The organism is Hymenobacter sp. PAMC 26628 (assembly GCF_001562275.1).
In the GTDB taxonomy this organism is placed as follows: Bacteria; Bacteroidota; Bacteroidia; order Cytophagales; family Hymenobacteraceae; genus Hymenobacter.
The window spans coordinates 1427450-1444663 of record NZ_CP014304.1 but is presented as its reverse complement, the minus strand read 5'-3'; the positions used below and the strand labels follow the sequence as shown (position 1 = coordinate 1444663).

General features: G+C 66.1%; 14 protein-coding genes. 4 read left to right on the top strand and 10 right to left on the bottom strand.

What is annotated here, in order from left to right; all coding sequences use genetic code 11:
• The first annotated feature begins 38 nt into the window (after window positions 1–38).
• Window positions 39–677, top strand: a complete 639-nt coding sequence (locus tag AXW84_RS06615) for a hypothetical protein (RefSeq protein WP_068230344.1) — start codon at window positions 39–41, stop codon at window positions 675–677.
• A 99-nt stretch (window positions 678–776) separates the two neighbouring features.
• Here AXW84_RS06615 and AXW84_RS06610 read toward each other — a convergent pair whose 3' ends face one another.
• The 7 genes from AXW84_RS06610 to AXW84_RS06580 all read right to left on the bottom strand — a co-directional run bounded on the left by AXW84_RS06610 (window position 777) and on the right by AXW84_RS06580 (window position 9964).
• A complete protein-coding gene (locus tag AXW84_RS06610; protein WP_157886857.1) occupies window positions 777–2693 on the bottom strand; it encodes a T9SS type A sorting domain-containing protein in 1917 nt (638 codons plus the stop codon).
• A 60-nt stretch (window positions 2694–2753) separates the two neighbouring features.
• Complete coding sequence (locus tag AXW84_RS06605; RefSeq protein WP_068230340.1) at window positions 2754–3518, bottom strand: PASTA domain-containing protein; 765 nt, start codon at window positions 3516–3518, stop codon at window positions 2754–2756.
• Between the two features lie 153 nt (window positions 3519–3671).
• Complete coding sequence (locus AXW84_RS06600) at window positions 3672–6404, bottom strand: D-alanine--D-alanine ligase family protein (protein WP_068230338.1); 2733 nt, start codon at window positions 6402–6404, stop codon at window positions 3672–3674.
• Window positions 6405–6631: 227 nt separating this feature from the next.
• Entirely contained in the window at window positions 6632–7336 is a 705-nt protein-coding gene (locus AXW84_RS06595) for a copper homeostasis protein CutC (protein WP_068230336.1), read from the bottom strand.
• Window positions 7333–8349, bottom strand: coding sequence for a N(4)-(beta-N-acetylglucosaminyl)-L-asparaginase (locus AXW84_RS06590; RefSeq protein WP_068230334.1), 1017 nt, complete (start codon window positions 8347–8349; stop codon window positions 7333–7335). The genes AXW84_RS06595 and AXW84_RS06590 overlap by 4 nt, the downstream gene beginning before the upstream one ends.
• A 77-nt stretch (window positions 8350–8426) precedes the next feature.
• Window positions 8427–9011 carry a TetR/AcrR family transcriptional regulator gene (locus AXW84_RS06585; protein WP_068230329.1) on the bottom strand — a complete coding sequence of 195 codons (585 nt, stop codon included), beginning with the start codon at window positions 9009–9011 and terminating at the stop codon, window positions 8427–8429.
• A 191-nt stretch (window positions 9012–9202) separates the two neighbouring features.
• A complete protein-coding gene (locus AXW84_RS06580) occupies window positions 9203–9964 on the bottom strand; it encodes an SDR family oxidoreductase (protein ID WP_068230327.1) in 762 nt (253 codons plus the stop codon).
• A gap of 182 nt (window positions 9965–10146) precedes the next feature.
• Between AXW84_RS06580 and AXW84_RS06575 the strand changes: the two genes are divergently transcribed.
• The 3 genes from AXW84_RS06575 to AXW84_RS06565 all read left to right on the top strand — a co-directional run bounded on the left by AXW84_RS06575 (window position 10147) and on the right by AXW84_RS06565 (window position 12943).
• Window positions 10147–10998 (top strand): N-acetylglucosamine kinase, encoded by an 852-nt coding sequence (locus AXW84_RS06575; protein ID WP_068230320.1) that lies wholly within the window; start codon window positions 10147–10149, stop codon window positions 10996–10998.
• A 239-nt stretch (window positions 10999–11237) separates the two neighbouring features.
• Entirely contained in the window at window positions 11238–12428 is a 1191-nt protein-coding gene (locus AXW84_RS06570; RefSeq protein ID WP_068230318.1) for a phosphoglycerate kinase, read from the top strand.
• A gap of 218 nt (window positions 12429–12646) precedes the next feature.
• Window positions 12647–12943, top strand: coding sequence for a rhodanese-like domain-containing protein (locus AXW84_RS06565; protein WP_068230311.1), 297 nt, complete (start codon window positions 12647–12649; stop codon window positions 12941–12943).
• 253 nt (window positions 12944–13196) lie between these two features.
• Here the strand turns inward: AXW84_RS06565 and AXW84_RS06560 are convergent, their stop codons facing one another.
• The 3 genes from AXW84_RS06560 to AXW84_RS06550 all read right to left on the bottom strand — a co-directional run bounded on the left by AXW84_RS06560 (window position 13197) and on the right by AXW84_RS06550 (window position 17189).
• Window positions 13197–15137, bottom strand: a complete 1941-nt coding sequence (locus AXW84_RS06560) for a RecQ family ATP-dependent DNA helicase (protein WP_068230308.1) — start codon at window positions 15135–15137, stop codon at window positions 13197–13199.
• A 159-nt stretch (window positions 15138–15296) separates the two neighbouring features.
• The gene (locus AXW84_RS06555) at window positions 15297–16106 is read right to left on the bottom strand and encodes a hypothetical protein (protein WP_068230304.1); all 810 of its coding nucleotides are present in this window, start codon (window positions 16104–16106) and stop codon (window positions 15297–15299) included.
• Window positions 16107–16532: 426 nt separating this feature from the next.
• Complete coding sequence (locus AXW84_RS06550) at window positions 16533–17189, bottom strand: ABC transporter ATP-binding protein (RefSeq protein ID WP_068230303.1); 657 nt, start codon at window positions 17187–17189, stop codon at window positions 16533–16535.
• Window positions 17190–17214 lie beyond the last annotated feature (25 nt).

The window sequence follows — 17214 nt, the reverse complement described above, 5'->3', positions numbered from 1 at the left end:
TAACAACTAATAACGAACAACTGACAACTAAACCGCCCATGCATTTTCAGCAACGCCAGCTTACCCGCGCCACGCTACTGGCCCTCCGCGAGCACGGCCTATACGTGTGCCAGCGCGATGGCCGCGGCCACATTGCCCTGGAGCTGGAGATGCCCTACGAGGAAATCCTGCCCGTGCGCGCCGAGCGCCGCCGCCAGGTGCCGCAGCGCCAGCTGATGGGGCTGCTGTTTGGGGCCCTGTGGCTGGCCACGTCGCTGGTGCCCCGCGAGGTAAGCGGGGCCGCGTGGCTGGCCGAATCCTGGGGCTGGGTGTTTGCGGGTGGGGTGGGCTTGGTGGTGTTTTTCTACTACGGGCTGCACAATTGGTGGAGCCAGCGCGTGCTGCACACGGCCCGCGCCCAGGTGGTGCTGGCTGACACGCCCGCCGAACGGGCCGCATTCCAGGACTTTACCACCGCCCTCGACCGCCGCGCCAAAACCTACCTGCGCCGCGAATACGGCACCGTGAATCCGCTCGGCAACATCGAGCCCCAGCTGCGCCGCGTGGCTTGGCTGCGCGAACTGGACGTGTTCAGCCCCGCCGAGGCCCGGGCCCTCACCACGCGCCTCACCGGCCAAGTGCCCAACGCGCCCCTCACCAGCCTAGGCCAGGACCTCGACATGCCCTTCGTGAACTAGGGCCCCGGGCAGCGGCTTCAAGCCGTTTGTAAAACGGAGTGGGACTCCGTTCGGCGCGTGGACGCTGAACGGAGTCCCACTCCGTTTTACATTATTTTCTTACTCACTTACCACCAGGCGGCGGGTTACGGTGCTGCCGTTGGCTAGGTGCAGGCGCACCAGGTACACGCCGGCGGCCAAGCGGCCGGGCGTGAGCTGGGGCCGGCCGGCTTCGGCGGCGGGCTGCTCCCAGATGGTGCGGCCCAGGGCATCGAGCAGGCTGGCGCGGGCGAAGGCGGGGCCCGCCACCGCGATGGTGCCGCCTGTGGGCAACGGATTGGGGTAGAGCGAGAACACGGCGGGGGCCCCGGCGGCCGCGGGCGGCGTGGTGGCGGTAATTACCGTTTGGTTGTTGGTGAGCAGCGGGCGCAGCATGGGGGCCCCGGCGGGCAGGGCCGAAAACGCCAGCCACGTGCCCTGGTTGGTGCGCCAGAGGGTGTTGGCGGGGGGCGGGTTGTTCAGGTCGATGCCGTAGGGCAGGAACTGGCCGCGCGCGGTTTGGCCGTAGCCCACGTACACGCGCCCACTCACGGGCACGGAGGCGCTAAACAGCACGTCGACAAACGGTTGGCCGGCGGCCGACGGGTTGGTGAGCGGGTTGCGTAGCGTGGCGGTTTGGGTCATCAGGGGCGTGGCGGCGGGCTGGCCTTTGTCGTCGGCCCACACCCCGATGGTGACGCTGCGGTTGGCCCCGTTGTCGCCCTGGGCGTTGTTCAGGAACACGGGGTACAGGCGCACGCCCTTCACCTGGTCGGGCTGGTTGAGGTCGAGGGCGTAGGCCAGGTACTGGATGGGGCCCGTGGACGTGGCCGGCAACGCCAGCACGGCCTCGGCCGTGCCGTCGTCGAAGGCGTAGTAATCGTTGAGGAACACGTCGCGGCTGAGCGTGTCGTTGGGCAGGGTGCGGTCGCCAGCGGCCACGCGGGTGTTCAGGGCCAGGGTGTAGCGCAGCTGCTTGGCGGCGCTGGTGGTGGGCAGGGGCGCCGTGCGGGCGCTGCCCCCGATAACGGTTTGGCGCGGCTGCGTCGGAATGCTGCGGCTATCCGTGAGCCACGTGCCCTGGAAGCCGCCGGCCACGTCCTGCACCGTGCCCGTCCAACTGATGGGCGTGGGGATGGGCCCCGGGTTGAGGTTGGTAATTTCGGCGTTGAGCATGGGGTTCAGCTCGCTGGCCGGCGCGGCGGCGTTGTACTGCCACCAAGGCAGGGCCGTGTAGCGGCGCAGCGGGTTGCCCAGGCCCTGGGCGGTGGCCAGGTCGGCGTAGGTAGTATCGGCGGCCGTGCGGTTGGCGCCCAGCACGAAGTAGTCTAGGCTCCAAGCGTCGGTGCTAACGGACACGTTGCCGGTGGCCTGAAATTGAAATTGAAAGCCCGCGTGGAAGTAGCGCGCATCGGCCACGGCCACGGCTTTTTGCCGGAAGCCGCTTACCGCCGCCCCGCCGGCCAGCTGCTTCCACTGCGACACCCAGCGCCCGTCGCGGTCCAGGAAAAACAGCTCCAGCGCCACCGGCGTGCTGCCGCTGCTGCGCTCCGAGGGGCCCACCACGCTCCCCTCCTGCCAGGCAAAAGTGAGGAACACCCCGTTGCCGGGGCCGTAGCCGCTCAGGTCGATGGGCTGCGACGTGAGCGAGTCGATGGCCCCGAAATTCGGCGTGTTGCCGTAGCCCTGGCCGTTGGCCCGCAGGCCGTCGAGCGTGGCCACGCCCCGCGTGAGCGGGTGCACCGGCAGGCGGTTGTTCACCAGGGCCCCGCCGCCGGGCAGCCAGTTTTGCACCCGCGGGTTGCCCTCGCGCGGCGTCGTGAAGTCGTCAAAAAACGGCAGCCCCAGGGCCGTGCCGCGCCGCGCCACCACGGGGCCCCGGGCGGGGGCCGCGCGGCTGGGGTCGGCGGGCAAAGGCTGCACGGGCAACACGCTTTGGGCCCGGGCGGCCAGGGCCAGCAGCAGCAATGCCGGCAACAAGCGAAGCAGTCGAATCATACGGAACAAGGTGGTAGTGAGCGCCAACGCCGGGCTCTGCGCTTTAGTGCGGGGCGGCGACTACTTGGCAATCCACAGGTCTACGAGTTGGCCCATGCGGATGGTGGCGTCGGGGCCCGGCACGGGGCGCTGGCGCACCACGGTGCCGGCGGTTTGACCCTCCTCGGCGGCCACTTCGAATACCTCCCCTTTTTGCAGGCCCTGGCCCACGAGCAGCGTCACGGCCTCGTCCTGCGGCATGTTCACCAGGTTCGGAACCGGGAATTCCTGGTTGCCCAGGCCGTCGCCCACTTCCAGGTCGATGCGCGTGCCCTTGGCCACGGGGGACCCGGGCACAATTTCCTTGCCGTTCACGAACTGCTTCAGCACGGCGTTTTGGGCCAGGTTAGGCACCAGCTTGATTTGGCCCACCACTAGGTCGTAGCTCTGCAAAATGAGCTGGGCGTTTTTCACCGAGCCGTCCACCAGCTTGGGCATTTTGATGACCGGCGGGCGCTTCATGGCCACTTGCAGGTAGATTTTGCGGCCCTCCTTCACCTTTTCGCCCGGCGCGGGGTCCTGCGTCAGCACCGTGAACGGCCGGATGCCGGGGTTGTAGCTGGAGTCGTCGACGAAGTACGCCAGGTTGCGCTCGTCGAGGTATTTCTCCAGGTCGGCCACGTTCATGCCCGTCACCTTGGGCACCGTGATGGTTTCGCCGTGGTGGGTGGTCACGGGCAGGTACACGTAGAAAAAGCCCAGCACGAGCAGCGCCGCCGCGCCCAGCACCAAGGCCAGATGCTTCACAACATCGAGTGGGGTGTTGGCTTTGAAAAAACTGGCCATAGGTTGGTTATTGATATTTGACTTTAAGTGTCATGCTGAGCGCAACTGAAGCATCTCTTCTGCTCAACTAATCAAATTTTACTGCCGCAGGAGAGATGCTTCGGCTGCGCTCAGCATGACGTTTCAGAGTGTAGTGAGTCCCGGGGCCCTGCCTTACGCCGGGGCCCCGGCGGCCACCCGCCCGGCCCGCGCCTTGCCAAACTCCAGAATCCGGTCCACGAACTGGTAGGGGGTGTAGCCGGCCAGGGCCGTTTGGTGGAAGATGCAGGTGGCGGGCGTCATGCCGGGCAACGAGTTGACTTCGATGATGATAACCTCCACGGCGCCGCTCTGGCGCACCCGCACAAAGGCATCGATGCGGGCGTAGCCCTGGATGTCGAGCACCTCGGCCACGCGGTGCAGCACGGCCTTCACCTCGTTGCTCACGCGCTGGCGCTCGCCGGGCTCGGCGGCGTAGCGGGCGGGCGTAATGTTCTGGCCCTCACCGGCCAAAAACTTCTCCTCCAGGCTCAGCACCTCGCCGTTGGCCAGGGCCTCGCTGGCCTCGAACACCTCGATGGCAAGCCGGCCATCCTCGTCGTAGCTCGTGAGCAGGCCCCCGGTCACTTCCAGGAAGTGCGCGGCCCCGTCACGGCTTATCAACGTTTCCACCAAAAAGGCGTCTTTCTGCGGAAACTCCTCCTTGAAGCCCAGGTGCAGCACCTCGGCGGGGCCCGCCAGCAGGTCTTCCTGGTCGCGGAACATCAGCTCCGTGAAGGCCACCAGCTCGGCGCGGTTCTTAATCTTTTTCACCGCCGACGAGCAGCCGTCGTCGGCCGGCTTGGCGATGAACGGGTACGGAAACTGCGTTTCCAGGCTGCGATAGAAGCTTTCGGGGTCGGCGGCCCACTCCAGGCGCGGGGCCATGCGGTGGTCGGCCACGAGCAGGCCGGCGGCGCGCAGGCGGCGGTTGGTTTCGAACTTGTTGATGGTGACGGCGCTGCTGGCCACGCCCGAGCCGTTGTAGGGCAGCCCGAAGCGTTCCAGCTCCTGTTGCAGGGCCCCGTCCTCGCCCGGGCGGCCGTGCAGGGCAATGAACACTTCATCGGCCAGCTCGGCCAGCTCCGCGAACGAGATGCGGCGCGGCTGGACCAGCCCCTGCCCGGCGTAGGTGCGGGTGAGGGCCCCCGCCTCGGCCTGGATTTTGGCCAGGATGGGGTGGGGCCCCTCGCCGGCCTCGGCGTGCTCAATCTTCTCGCGGATGTCGTCGGCGTTGTCCTTCAGCATCACGTTGATGGGCAGTACATAAAGGCGGTGCTCCTGGGCCGAGCCGGTGAGGAACACCGGCACCGGCGCGTACTTGGCCGACGAGCTGAGCTTCTCGAAAATGTTGCGCCCGCTCTCCACCGAAATGTGGCGCTCCGACGAGTACCCGCCCATGATGACGGCCACCCGGATGCGCCCGCCCGCGCCGGCCTGCTGCCGGTCGGCCACCGCCGCGTCGAGCGTCGCCAGCAGGGCCCCCAGCTTGAACGGTGCCATGCCGCCCGCCCGGCGCGCCGCCAGCGACATGCGGATGAGGTAGGTCAGGAACTGGCTGGGGTTCAGGCCAATCTCGGCCGCTTGGTGGAAGAAGAACGAGGCCGGCAGCATGCCGCTGGTCGTGTTCGGGTCGTTGAGAAAGATGGTGCCGTCGGCCTGAATGAAACCGTCGAGCCGCGCGTACACCTGGAAGCCGAACGTGCGAAACATGGCCTGGCACTGCTGCCGGATGCGCTCGATTTCGGCCTCCGGCAGGTCGATGGGCGTGATTTTGCGGGCCAGGCCGGGCAAGTACTTCGAGCGATAGTCGAACAGTTCCTCGCCCTTCAGAATCTCAGTGGGCGGCAAGGCCAGCGGCTCGCCGCGCTCATTCTCCACCACAATGCACGAGAACTCGCGGCCGGCCACGAAGGCTTCTACTAGCACCGCTGTTTCACCGTGGGTACTGGCCAGGCGCACCGCGTCGGCCGTTTCAAACCAAGCACTTAGGGCCCCCAGCAAAGCCTCGGGGTGGTAGATGGGCTCGAGCGCATCAGTGGCCGGGGCCCCGGCGGCGGCTTCGAGCACCACGGGCAGGCCGATGCCTTCGCGGATATCCGCCAAGTGCTGCACCCAAGCGCGCTGGCCTTCTTCGCCCAGGCCTTGCCACTCGGCGCGGGTCAGTTTTTTGCGAAACAAGCTGCGTTCCATAGCTGCTTCGAACGCGGCCAAGTTGCTTTCCTTCAGCATACTAATGCCGATGCTGCTGCCCTGGTGCGGCGCTTTGAACACCAGCGGCAGGCCCAGGCCCCCCACGGTGTCGGCCAGCACGGCGGCGGGGTCGGCCGCATCCCAGGCGGCGGCGGTGATGACGCGAAACTTCGGCGTAGCTAGGCCCGTAGCTTGCAGCAGCTTCTTCTGCGCCACCTTGTCAATACCGAACGCGGACGGTAAAATGCCTGAGCCCGAGTACGGCACACCTAGCCACTCCAGCAAGCCCTGGATGGCGCCATCCTCGCCGCCCGGCCCGTGCAGGGCCAGGAAGGCAAAGTCCATCAGCAGCGGCAGCTCCTCGGGCATCACCTGGCGGCCCACGCGGCTCAGGTCCGGGTCCAGCAGGGGCCCCGTGGGCAAGCCCAGGCTCTCCACGTACACCGACCACGGGTGGGCCGTGGGCGGCAGCGCGGCCACCGGCGGGTAAAAGTCGCGGATGGTGCCCTTGTATAAGTACTGCCAGTCGAGCAGCAGGAACCGCCCCAGGCTATCCACAAAAATGGGCACCGGCTGAAACAGCGCCTTATCCAAGTTATCAAAAACGGTGCGGCCCCCAGCAAACGAAATTTCCCGCTCGCGCGAAGTGCCCCCGAAAAAAATGCCAATTCTCATAGTAGCGCAAAGGTAAGAAGGGCAACGGGGCCCCGCCGCCCGTAGCGTGGACTTCGCGAGTCCCCGTGTTTGAACGGTTGCTGCACAGTCTGTAGCGCGGACTTTGTAGTCCGCGGCTTTGAACGGTTGCCGAACGATTATCGCCAGGACGAAGCGAGTGCCGCGGACTACAAAGCCCGCACTACACGCGCCGAGCCCGTTCAACTCGCGGACTCGCAGAGTTCACGCTACAGCAGCGCCACCAGCTCGGCCACTAAAGCAGCATCGGTTTCGAACTGCGGGGTGGCAAACAATCCCGCGCTGGCCTCAGCCGGCACCAGACGCTTGGCGCTGGCGTGGAACTCGGGGGCCCCGGTGTGGGCGGCCAGCGTCTGGATATTAGACGCCGTGATGCCCGCGCCGGGCATGATGCGCACGCGGCCCGCGGCCTGCACCACCAGCGCGGCCAGCTGGTTTTGCCCGGCCTCGGCGGTGAGCTGGCCGCCCGAGGTAAGCACGCGCTGGCAGCCCAGGGCGATGACGGCTTCCAGGGCCCCCGGCTGGTCGGGGCAGGCATCGAAGGCGCGGTGGAAAGTGACGCACAGCGGGCCGGCGGCGGCAATGAGGGCCTGGCAGGCCGCTTGGTCCACGCGGCCGGCCGCGTCGAGGGCCCCCAGCACCACGCCCGCGCAGCCCAGGGCGCGGCACGCTTCAATGTCGGCGCGCATGATGGCCAGCTCGTCGGCGCTGTACACGAAGCCGCCCGCCCGCGGCCGAATCAGCACGAACACCGGAATGCGCAGCCGCGCCCGCACCGCCTTTATCAAGCCATAAGAGGGCGTGGTGCCGCCCTGCTCCAGGTTTTGGCACAGCTCGATGCGGTGGGCCCCGCCGGCCTGCGCGGCCAGCGCCGAGGGCAGCGACGCGGCGCAGATTTCCAGCAGCCGGCTCACTTCAGGAAGTACTCGCTGTTGACGAGGCGCGGCGTGTCGGTGGTGCTCAGCGCGTAGCTGAAGCCTTTTTGCAGGGCGTAGGCCCCTATTTGGCCCTGGCGATTCACGGCGATGAACGCCACCTGGATGTCGCGCGCCTGGGGGCCCTTAATTTTGGCGACGCGCGCAATGGCCTCCTGGCAAGCGGCTTGCGGCGAGCGGCCCTGGCGCATCAGCTCCACCACGGTGTGCGAGCCGGCCATGCGAATCACGTCTTCGCCCTGGCCAGTAGCGGCCGCGGCGCCCACCTCGGGGTCCACGAACAAGCCGGCGCCGATGATGGGCGAGTCGCCCAGGCGGCCGCGCATCTTGAAGCCCATGCCGCTGGTGGTGCAGCTGCCGCTCAGGCGGCCCTGCGCGTCAAGGGCCAGCATGGCGATGGTGTCGTGGTTGTTGGGGCCCCCGGCCGGGCCCACGGGCCGCGTGCCCGAGTTTTCCACGTTGATGACGGGATGGTACTGGCTGGTTTTCAGCCATTCGCGGTAGTTCTTCTCGGCGTCGGGGCTCAGCTTTTGCTCCTCCAGCGGGAAGCCCTGGGCCACGGCAAACTGCTGGGCGCCGGGGCCCACCAGCATCACGTGCGGGGTGCGCTCCATCACGCGGCGCGCCACGCTGATGGGGTGCTTGATGCGCTCGAGGGCGGCCACGCTGCCGCAGCCGTACTTGTCGTCCATGATGCAGGCGTCGAGCGTCACGATGCCGTCGCGGTCGGGGTTGGCCCCCAGGCCCACGCAGCAGCTCTGCTCGGCCTCGGTCACCATCACGCCGGCCTCCACGGCGTCGAGGGCGTAGCCGCCGGGGCCCAGAATTTTCCAGGCGCCGCGGTTGGCGTTCAGGCCGGCGTCCCAGGTAGAAATGACGAGCGGCTTGCCCACCGCGGGGGGCCCCGGCAGGGCCGCGGCGGCGAGCGGCGCGGCGGCCAGCCCGGCCAGGCCAGCGGCGGAGGAATGCAGAAATTTCCGGCGGGAAGCCATAAAGCAGGGGTTTGGTGGGGGCGCGGGCAAGGTACGCGCCGCGCCGGTATTTGCCCGCCCCAGCCGCCGCGGGGGCCCTACGCCAGTGCCAGCAGGGCCGTGTCCACCACGTCGCGCAGCAGTTGCGGGTCGGCGTCGGCCTTGGCCATCACGCGCATTCCGTTCAGGACGCTGACCAGCAGGCGGGCCTGGGCCTGGGGCGCGGCCGTGCGCCGCACCTCGCCGCGCTGCTGGCCCCGGCGCAGGACGGTGGCCAGCAACGTTTCCAGAAAGTGCTGGTACTCCGCGGCCAGCGCCTGCACCTCCGGGTCGTGGGGCACCAGCTCGGTGATGGTGTTCACCATAAAGCAACCCCTCTGCCCGGCATCGGCTTGGCACAGGCCCGCCGTTAGTTCCAGCACTTGGCGGACGTGCTCCGCGGCGGGCACGGCGGGGTCGGCGGCAAGGGCGGTCAGGGTGTGAAACGCTTGTTGCTGGTACTGGCCCAGGGCCCGCAGAAATAGCGCGTGCTTGTCGCCAAACGTGGCGTAGAGGCTGGCCCGGCTGAGGCCCGTGCCCGCCACCAAATCCTCCACAGAAGTGGCGCTGTAGCCCCGGTACCAGAAGGTTTCGAGGGCTTTTTGCAGCGCGGTGGCTTCATCAAATGCGCGGGGACGGGCCATAACTCGGGCGGCAAGCGGGGGTGAAAAACGTGTCGAAGATACCAGCCCGCCCCCCGCCCGGCCGCAAGCGGGGGGCGTTGCAGCGGGGCCGGTGGGCGGCCCCGGCGCCACCACTACCGCAAACGCGGCACTCCCCACGCCCCAACCCGGAGCGTGCGGAATGCCGCGTAACCGCGCGCGCCGACCCAGCGCTACAGCGTGCCGATGCCGCCGCCGGCAATGATTTCCTCCCCCAGCACAAACGATGAATCATCGGAGGCCAAGAAAACAGCTACGGTGGCAATTTCCTTCGGCTGGCCGACGCGCTTTATCGGCACGAGTTCCGCGTAGCTGGCTGCTGCCTGGGTGGCCGCTTCGGGCGTCATCCCCAGCTTCGCAAACATCTTGTGGTTGATGGGCGTGTCAATCGGGCCGGGGCTAACGACGTTGACGCGAATCCGGCGGTCGAGTAATTCCAGGGAGAGGTTGCGGGCCAGGGCCACGATGGCCGCCTTCGTGGCCGAGTACACCGAAACGCCCGGAAACGCCCGGTGGGCCGTGGTCGAGCCATTCAGGATAACGGCGCTACCGTCGTTGAACAATGGCAGCAGTTGCTGAACAGTAAAGTAAACCCCCTTCACGTTGATGTCGAACTGCGCATCGAAATGGGCCTCATCGACCTGGGCGAAGGGCGCGGCAAACGACACCCCGGCGTTGACGAACAGCGCGTCGATGCGCGGGTGGTGGGCCTGCACCTGGGCGGCGAGCTGGCGCAAATCGGCCATGCTGGCCGCGTCGGAAACCACACCCGCGGCCCGGGGCCCCAACTGGGCCACGGCCTCCTGCACGGCTTGGGCGTTGCGGCCGGTGATGACGACCTGCGCCCCCTCGGCAATGAATTCCTGGGCGGTGGCGAAGCCAATGCCGCTGTTGCCGCCCGTGACGACGGCTACTTTATCTTGCAAACGGTTCATAGAAAAAGGATTTGGAATGATTGTTCTGCAAAGGTAGGCCAGGTTCTTTTATTTACAGAATGATTGTTCTTAAATAAAAATCTATTTTTCCCCGCCTCCGGGGGTCCGCCTTCTTTTCGGGGCCGACGGGCCCCGGGCGCGGCGGGTGGCGCACCCGCTGGCTCCCGCGTACTTTCGCGCCGATGGTACTACTCGCCGACAGCGGCTCGACCACGTGCAGCTGGCACCTGCTCGGGGCCGCCGCCCCCCTCCGCTTCACCACCGAAGGCTACAACCCCTATTTTGTTGGCACGGAAGCCATTGCCGCGTCGCTGGCACGGGCCGTACCGGCGGCCGTGCCCCGGGCGGCGGTGCGGGCGGTGCATTTTTACGGCGCGGGGGTGCTCTCGCCGACCAAGGCCGAAGTGGTGGCCGGGGCCCTACGCCAGGTGTTCCCGCGGGCCCAGGTGCACGTGGCCGAAGACCTGCTGGCGGCGGCCCGCGCCCTGCTGGGCCACGCGCCGGGCTTCGCCGCCATCCTGGGCACGGGCACCAACTCGTGCCTATTCGACGGCGAAAAAATTACCCACGTGGTGGAGTCGCTGGGCTACTCGCTCGGCGACGAGGGCGCGGGCACGTACTTGGGCCGGCTGCTGCTGCGCGACTACCTACGCGGCCGGGTGCCGGCGGGCCTGGCGGCGGCCATGCAGGCCAGCCACGGCCTGGGCGACCTCAGCGAGGTGCTCGACCGGCTCTACAGCCAGCCGCTGCCCAACCGCTTCTTGGCCAGCTTTGCCCGGCTGGCCCGCGAGCACTACCACGAGCCCTACTGCCAGGCCGCGGTGGCGCAGACGTTCGAGGCGTTTTTCCTGCAAATCGTGACGCACTACCCCGATTACCAGCGCTATGCGTTCAACTGCGTGGGCTCGGTGGGCTACCACTTCCGCGACGCGCTGGCCGCCGCCGCCGCCCGCCACGGCATGGCGGTGGGCCGCATCATCCAGGGGCCCATCGACGCGCTGGCGGCCTACCACCGGGCCGCGGCCGCGCGGTAGGGCCCCCAGGGCCCCGGGCGCGGCGTCACAAAAGCCGGCGCGCGCCGTTCAATGGCCAGGCCGGGGCCCCGTGGGGCGTTCGGCATTCTTCCGGCACCTTTGCAGCACTTTCTTCTTTCATGTTGTCAGTTGCTCGTTGTCAGTTATTAGCTGATTTATAAGTTAATGACTAACAACTGACAACGAGCAACTGACAACCCGTTTACTTTTGCACGACTACTTAACCCCTCCCCCGTTCCATGAACACCCTGGATAACACCAACTTCGCCGGCCGCCGCGCCGTGGTGCGCGTCGATTTCAACGTGCCGCTCGACCAAGACCTGCACATCACCGACGACACTCGCATCCGGGCGGCCACGCCGTCCATCAAAAAAATCCTGGCCGACGGCGGCGCCGTGGTGCTGCTTTCGCACCTGGGCCGGCCCAAGGGCGGCTACGAGAAGAAGTTTTCGCTCGAAAGCCTCGTACTGCGCCTCCAGCAGGAATACGGCCAGGAAGTGCTCTGGGGCGGCGACGTGCTGAGCGACGAGGCCCTGGAAAAAGCCAAAAACCTGCAAGCCGGCCAGGTGCTGCTGCTCGACAACCTGCGCTTCCATAAAGAGGAAGAAGGCGGCGACCCGGCCTTCGCCCAGCGCCTGGCCGCCCTCGGCGACGTGTACGTGAACGACGCCTTCGGCACGGCCCACCGCGCCCACGCCTCCACGGCCGTAATGGCTCAGTACTTTGCCCCCGAAAACCGGGTGGGCGGCTACCTGCTGCAGGGCGAAGTGGACAACGCCCGCAAGGTGCTGGAGCACGCCGAGCGGCCCTTCACGGCCATCATGGGCGGGGCCAAAATTTCGGATAAGATTCTGTTAATCGACAAGTTGCTTGACAAGGTGGACAACCTGCTCATCGGCGGCGGCATGGCCTACACGTTTGCCGTGGCGATGGGCGGCCACGTGGGCAGCTCGCTGCTGGAGGCCGACAAAGTGGACCTGGCCCGCGACCTCCTGGCCCGCGCCAAGGCCAAGGGCGTGAACCTGGTGCTGCCCGGCGACAGCCTCATCGCCAACGCGTTTGCCAACGACGCCGACGTTGACGTGGCCCCCAGCGACAGCATTCCGGCCGGCTGGATGGGCCTCGACCTGGGCCCCAGCGCCCGCGAGGAGTTCGCCGACATCATCCGCGCCAGCAAAACCATCCTCTGGAACGGCCCGATGGGCGTCTTCGAAATGAGCAATTTCTCGCTCGGCACCGAGTTCGTGGCCCGCGCCGTGGCCGAGGCCACCGAGGCCGGCGCCTACTCGCTCATCGGCGGGGGCGACTCGGCCGCCGCCGTGCAGCAAATGGGCTTTGCCGACCGCGTGAGCTACATCAGCACCGGCGGCGGGGCCCTGCTCGAATTCATGGAAGGCAAGGAGCTGCCCGGCGTGGCCGCTCTGGGCTAAGGAAAGACCAGGATGGTTTGCGGGCCGAAAGCCTGTACCACCAAGCTGTGCTGGCACCGCAGGGGTCTCGCACATGCTGCCTTGGGGCCCTAACGCAAGACCCCTGCGGTGCCAGCACAGCTTGGTGGTACAGGCTTTCGGCCCGCAAACCGTTTTAGTTTCAACCTTTCACCCCTGGCTCAACATATTTTCACTGACTATTTATTTCCCCGAACCTCATGGCCGACATCACTTCCGACGAGCTAAAGCAACGCCAGCAAGCCGGCGAAACCCCCACCATCATCGATGTGCGCGAGCCCTGGGAATTTGAGGAAACCCGCATCCCCGGGGCCCAAAATATCCCGCTCAACTCGCTGCCCACTAAGCTCGACGACCTGGAAGACCTTAAGGACCAAGAGGTCATCGTGCACTGCAAAAGCGGCGCCCGCTCGGCTTCAGCGGCGGCCTATTTGAAGCAGCAAGGTTTTACCAACGTGCGCAACCTGCTGGGCGGCATCATGGGCTACCAGGCGTAGGACTCAGTCCACCAGCTCAGCCCCGGCGGGGCGGCCCATCGGTAGCTAAACGTGCGCCAGGTATTTTTTAAAGCCCCAGCGGGGCAACCCATCGGTAGGCAAACGCACTTCAAGTATTTTTAAAGCTCCAGCGGGGCGACCCAACGATTGGGCCGCCCCGCTGGGGCTTTCGCTTTTTTCCCTTGCTAGAACTACCGATGGACCGCCCCGCTGGGGCTGTATTTGACCGATTTACAAGCTTACCAATAGCGCGTTACTTCGATGGGCGCAGCTGCCCGTCGGCCTCGTAGCGCAGGGCCCCGGCGTCCACCAATTCGCGCAGGGTGGCCTTCACCTCGTCGGCCTGGGCGGGGGCGAAGGCGGCCACCACCTCGCGGGGCGTTTGCGCCTGCTGGGCCAAGCGCTGCACCAGTTGCTCGCGCAGGCCGGCGGTGGCCACGGGGCCCTGGGCGGCTTTTTTGGCGGCCAGGCACACGTCGCACACCCCGCAGCGGGGCGAGTTGGCCTCGTCGAAGTACATGAGCAGCAGCTGCTGGCGGCAGCGCGTGCCGCTGAGGTAACTGATGGTGGCGGCAGTTTTTTCCTCGGCCAGGGCCCGGGCGGCTTCGAGGCGGCGCTGGTCGAGGGGCAGCTTAGCGGCGTCGTGGCGCGGGGTCATGAACATGGCTTGCGGGGCCTCGTGCCGCGGCTGGTAGTGCAGCACGCCGGCCCCGTGCAAGTAACGCAGCTGGTGCTGCACCTCCACCAGGCTGCGCCGCACCTGGTTGGCCAGCCCCTGCTCCGATACGGTTTGGAAGCCCGCGAACAGCTCGCCGCCGTGCAGCCGCAGCAGCGCCTTAATGAGCAGATCGTGCTCGGCATTGGCTACCTGGAAGGCGTACAAATCGTGGTTATTGGTGACGATGTGCACCCGCGCCGGGTTGTTCACGGCTTCATTCAGCTGGATAAAGCCCTCGCGCTGCAGAATTTTCAAGGCGTTGTGCGCGTCCACGGCGCGGATGCGGTAGGTTTCGGCGAACTGCCCCAGGTCGAAATCGAACGGGGCCAGCTCGCCGCCGCCCGCCGCCGTGCGCGAGTAGTTGGCCAGCGCCTGGTACACGCGCCGCACCGTGTCGAGCGGCGGAAAGGCCAGGCCGGTGCGGCGGCGCATTTCCGGCCCGTCGTGGGGCCCCGCCAGCAGCACGGCGAAGGCGTAGCGGCCGTCGCGCCCGGCGCGGCCGGCCTCCTGGTAGTAGGCCTCCAGCGTGTCGGGCGCGTCGAGGTGGGCCACCACGCGCACGTCGGGCTTGTCGATGCCCATCCCGAAGGCGTTGGTGGCCACGATGATGCGCGTTTTATCATTCAGCCAGTCTTGCTGCACCTTGGTGCGGCGCTCGGGGCCCAGGCCGGCGTGGTAGGCGGCGGCGGGCAATTTGTTTTGCTGCAAATAGGTGGCGGTGTCCTCGGTTTGGCGGCGGGTGCGGGCGTACACGATGCCGGTTTTGCCGGGGCCCACGCCGCGCAGCACTTCCAGCAGGCGGCGCAATTTGTCCTCCGTCGGCAGCACCGAGTACGAGAGCTTGGGCCGCAAAAAGCTCTGCTGAAACACGCCGTGGCCGGGCCGAAACAGCAGCTTTTCCACAATGTCGTCGCGCACTTGCCGGGTAGCCGTGGCCGTGAGGGCCACCACCGGCACGCCCGGCGCCAGCAGGCCCCGCAGCTCGGCAATGCGCAGGTAGGGCGGCCGGAAATCGTAGCCCCACTGCGACACGCAGTGCGCTTCGTCCACGGCCAGCAGGCTCACCGGCATCTTGGCCACCCGCACCCGGAAGATGTCAGTAAGTAGCCGCTCGGGGCTCACGTACAGAAACTTGACCTCGCGGCCATACACGCAGTTGTCCAGCGTGTGGTCGATTTCCTGGGCGCTCATGCCGGCGTAAATGGCTTCGGCTTTGATGCCCCGGCGGCGCAGGCCGTCCACCTGGTCTTTCATCAGGGCAATCAGCGGCGACACCACCAAACACAGCCCCGGCCGGGCCAGCGCCGGCACCTGGAAGCACACGCTTTTGCCGCCGCCGGTGGGCAGCAGCGCCAGCGTGTCGTGCCCATCCAGCACCGATTGGATGATTTCCGCCTGCCCCGGACGGAACGCCGCGTGGCCCCAAAACTCGCGCAACAGCGTCAGGGGTTCGGTATGGGCAACGGGCTCGGGCATGGACGAAATTACCCACAAAAAAGCCCGGCACCTCACAGTACCGGGCTTTTTGAATGTAGCGTGGACGCTGCGAGTCCACGCGGTTGAACAGTTGCTGCACGATTTAGTCGGCAGAACGAAGCGAAAGGCGCAGACTAACCGAGTCCGCGCGATGGCAAGCTAAGCAGCGGCTTTGTGGCCGCCGTTCTCGCGCTCGTCGATGGCGTTGCCGAGCTTGGCAATGGCCTGGATGGCGCGCTCCTCATCCAAGCGGTTGATGTTGAGCAACATCTTGGTTTTCTCCTGGCGGGTGATAACCGGGTGGTTCAGCAAGCGGATGATTTCCTCTTTGTGCGCCGCGGTGGCATACTGCACTGGGGCCGGAGCCGCGGGGGCCCCAGCGGCGAGCGCATCGGCCGGCACTACTTGCATAGCGGCAACGACAGGATCAGCCGCGGCGACTGGAGCCGGCGCAGCGGGGGCCACGGCTTGCGGCGCGTTCGTGTTGTAGTCCATTTCCTCGGCCGGGGTGGGCTCGTAGCCGGCGGCGCGGATTATCCAGGCCAGGATGTTGCGGTAGGCTTTCCCGATGGCGCGGGTCTGGGCCATGCTCATGATGGCAAACTCCTGGTAGAATTTCTTACCGCTCTCCTTGTTCGAGCACACCGCGAAGCCGGCGCCCACCGTCACGCCGTGGCGCAGGTCGTAGAGCGTCACTTTGGCCTGGTACTTCATTTCGGTTTCGCTGCTCACGTTGATGACGTGCTCCACGATGGGCACGATGCCCAGGCGCGAGCCGGCGTACTGCCAGCCCTCCACGTTCACGAACTCCTTGCCCTGCACGTTGGTGGTGAGCTTGTTGTCCTTAATGAACTTGGCCAGGTCCTTGGCCAAATCCAGCGTCTCGTCGGAGCGCGCAATGTCAAAGCTCTCGGCTTTCACCTTCTTGAGCGGTGTTTCCTTGGTGGTCTTGGTGGCGTCGGTGGTCATGGCGGTAGGGGTTATGGGTCTTAAATCCATTTTAGTGTTCGGATGTATAACCGCCCCATTGCCCAAATCGTGCCAGAAAAGCCAGAATTTTTAGTAAATTTTATTACTGATTATTAGTAAGTTATATACGTTAATGATTTTACACGCGCTAAGGACATAATCTAATTCGGTTAGCCGGACTAATTCTTTAGTCGACCCATTACTTTCTACTACCAACGGGGCCCCAAGCATCGGCACTGGTCCTGCGGGGCGGTGGTCCAAAACGGGGTGGTCCGGCGAATTGCCCGAAGAGCTTCGTTGGGCCACTCTTACTAAAAGAAAGGCGACTCCGGGGTATCGTAAGAGTGGTCCGACGACGGAAAAAATCGCCGGACCACCCCGTTTTATGACAACCTTATAATAACCTGGAAACCTGCTCTGGGGCCCCTATTCCTCCAGCACGTAGCCGTCGCGCATCACGATTTTGCGGTCGGCCATGTCGGCCAGCTGCTCGTTGTGCGTCACGATGACGAAGGTTTGGTCGAGCTCCTTGCGCAGCAGGAAGAAAATCTGGTGCAGCTCCTGGGCGTTCTTGGTGTCGAGGTTGCCGCTGGGCTCGTCGGCGAAGATGATTTCGGGCGAGTTTATGAGGGCGCGGGCCACCGACACGCGCTGCTGCTCGCCGCCGCTCATCTCGCTGGGCTTGTGGTCAGCCCGGAACTCCATGTTCATCATGCCGAGCAGCTCGCGGGCCCGCACGCGCACTTCCTTCTCCGAGCGGCCGGCCAGGTAGGCGGGCAGGCACACGTTTTCAAGGGCTGTGAACTCGGGCAGTAAATTATGAAACTGGAAGATGAACCCGATGTGGCGGTTGCGGAACCGCGCCAGGTCGTTGCGCCCCAGGCTGCTCACCGAGGCCCCGTCGAAGAGCACTTCGCCCGAATCGGGATTATCGAGCGTGCCCAAAATGTGCAGCAGCGTGCTCTTGCCGGCCCCCGACGAGCCCACGATGCTCACGATTTCCGACTTCTCGATGGTGAGGTTAATGCCTTTGAGGACTTCCAGCGACTGGTAGCTTTTGCGGACGTTGATGGCTTGGAGCAAAACGGGGCGGTAACGGGGTGCATAA

Bases quoted from the DNA above. Each gene is read 5' to 3' on its own strand.
- AXW84_RS06590 (WP_068230334.1), bottom strand. From the start codon at position 8,349: ATGGCTTCCCGCCGGAAATTTCTGCATTCCTCCGCCGCTGGCCTGGCC.
- AXW84_RS06555 (WP_068230304.1), bottom strand. From the start codon at position 16,106: ATGACCACCGACGCCACCAAGACCACCAAGGAAACACCGCTCAAGAAG.
- AXW84_RS06575 (WP_068230320.1), top strand. From the start codon at position 10,147: ATGGTACTACTCGCCGACAGCGGCTCGACCACGTGCAGCTGGCACCTG.
- AXW84_RS06570 (WP_068230318.1), top strand. From the start codon at position 11,238: ATGAACACCCTGGATAACACCAACTTCGCCGGCCGCCGCGCCGTGGTG.
- AXW84_RS06605 (WP_068230340.1), bottom strand. From the start codon at position 3,518: ATGGCCAGTTTTTTCAAAGCCAACACCCCACTCGATGTTGTGAAGCAT.
- AXW84_RS06565 (WP_068230311.1), top strand. From the start codon at position 12,647: ATGGCCGACATCACTTCCGACGAGCTAAAGCAACGCCAGCAAGCCGGC.
- AXW84_RS06580 (WP_068230327.1), bottom strand. From the start codon at position 9,964: ATGAACCGTTTGCAAGATAAAGTAGCCGTCGTCACGGGCGGCAACAGC.
- AXW84_RS06560 (WP_068230308.1), bottom strand. From the start codon at position 15,137: ATGCCCGAGCCCGTTGCCCATACCGAACCCCTGACGCTGTTGCGCGAG.
- AXW84_RS06585 (WP_068230329.1), bottom strand. From the start codon at position 9,011: ATGGCCCGTCCCCGCGCATTTGATGAAGCCACCGCGCTGCAAAAAGCC.
- AXW84_RS06610 (WP_157886857.1), bottom strand. From the start codon at position 2,693: ATGATTCGACTGCTTCGCTTGTTGCCGGCATTGCTGCTGCTGGCCCTG.
- AXW84_RS06600 (WP_068230338.1), bottom strand. From the start codon at position 6,404: ATGAGAATTGGCATTTTTTTCGGGGGCACTTCGCGCGAGCGGGAAATT.
- AXW84_RS06615 (WP_068230344.1), top strand. From the start codon at position 39: ATGCATTTTCAGCAACGCCAGCTTACCCGCGCCACGCTACTGGCCCTC.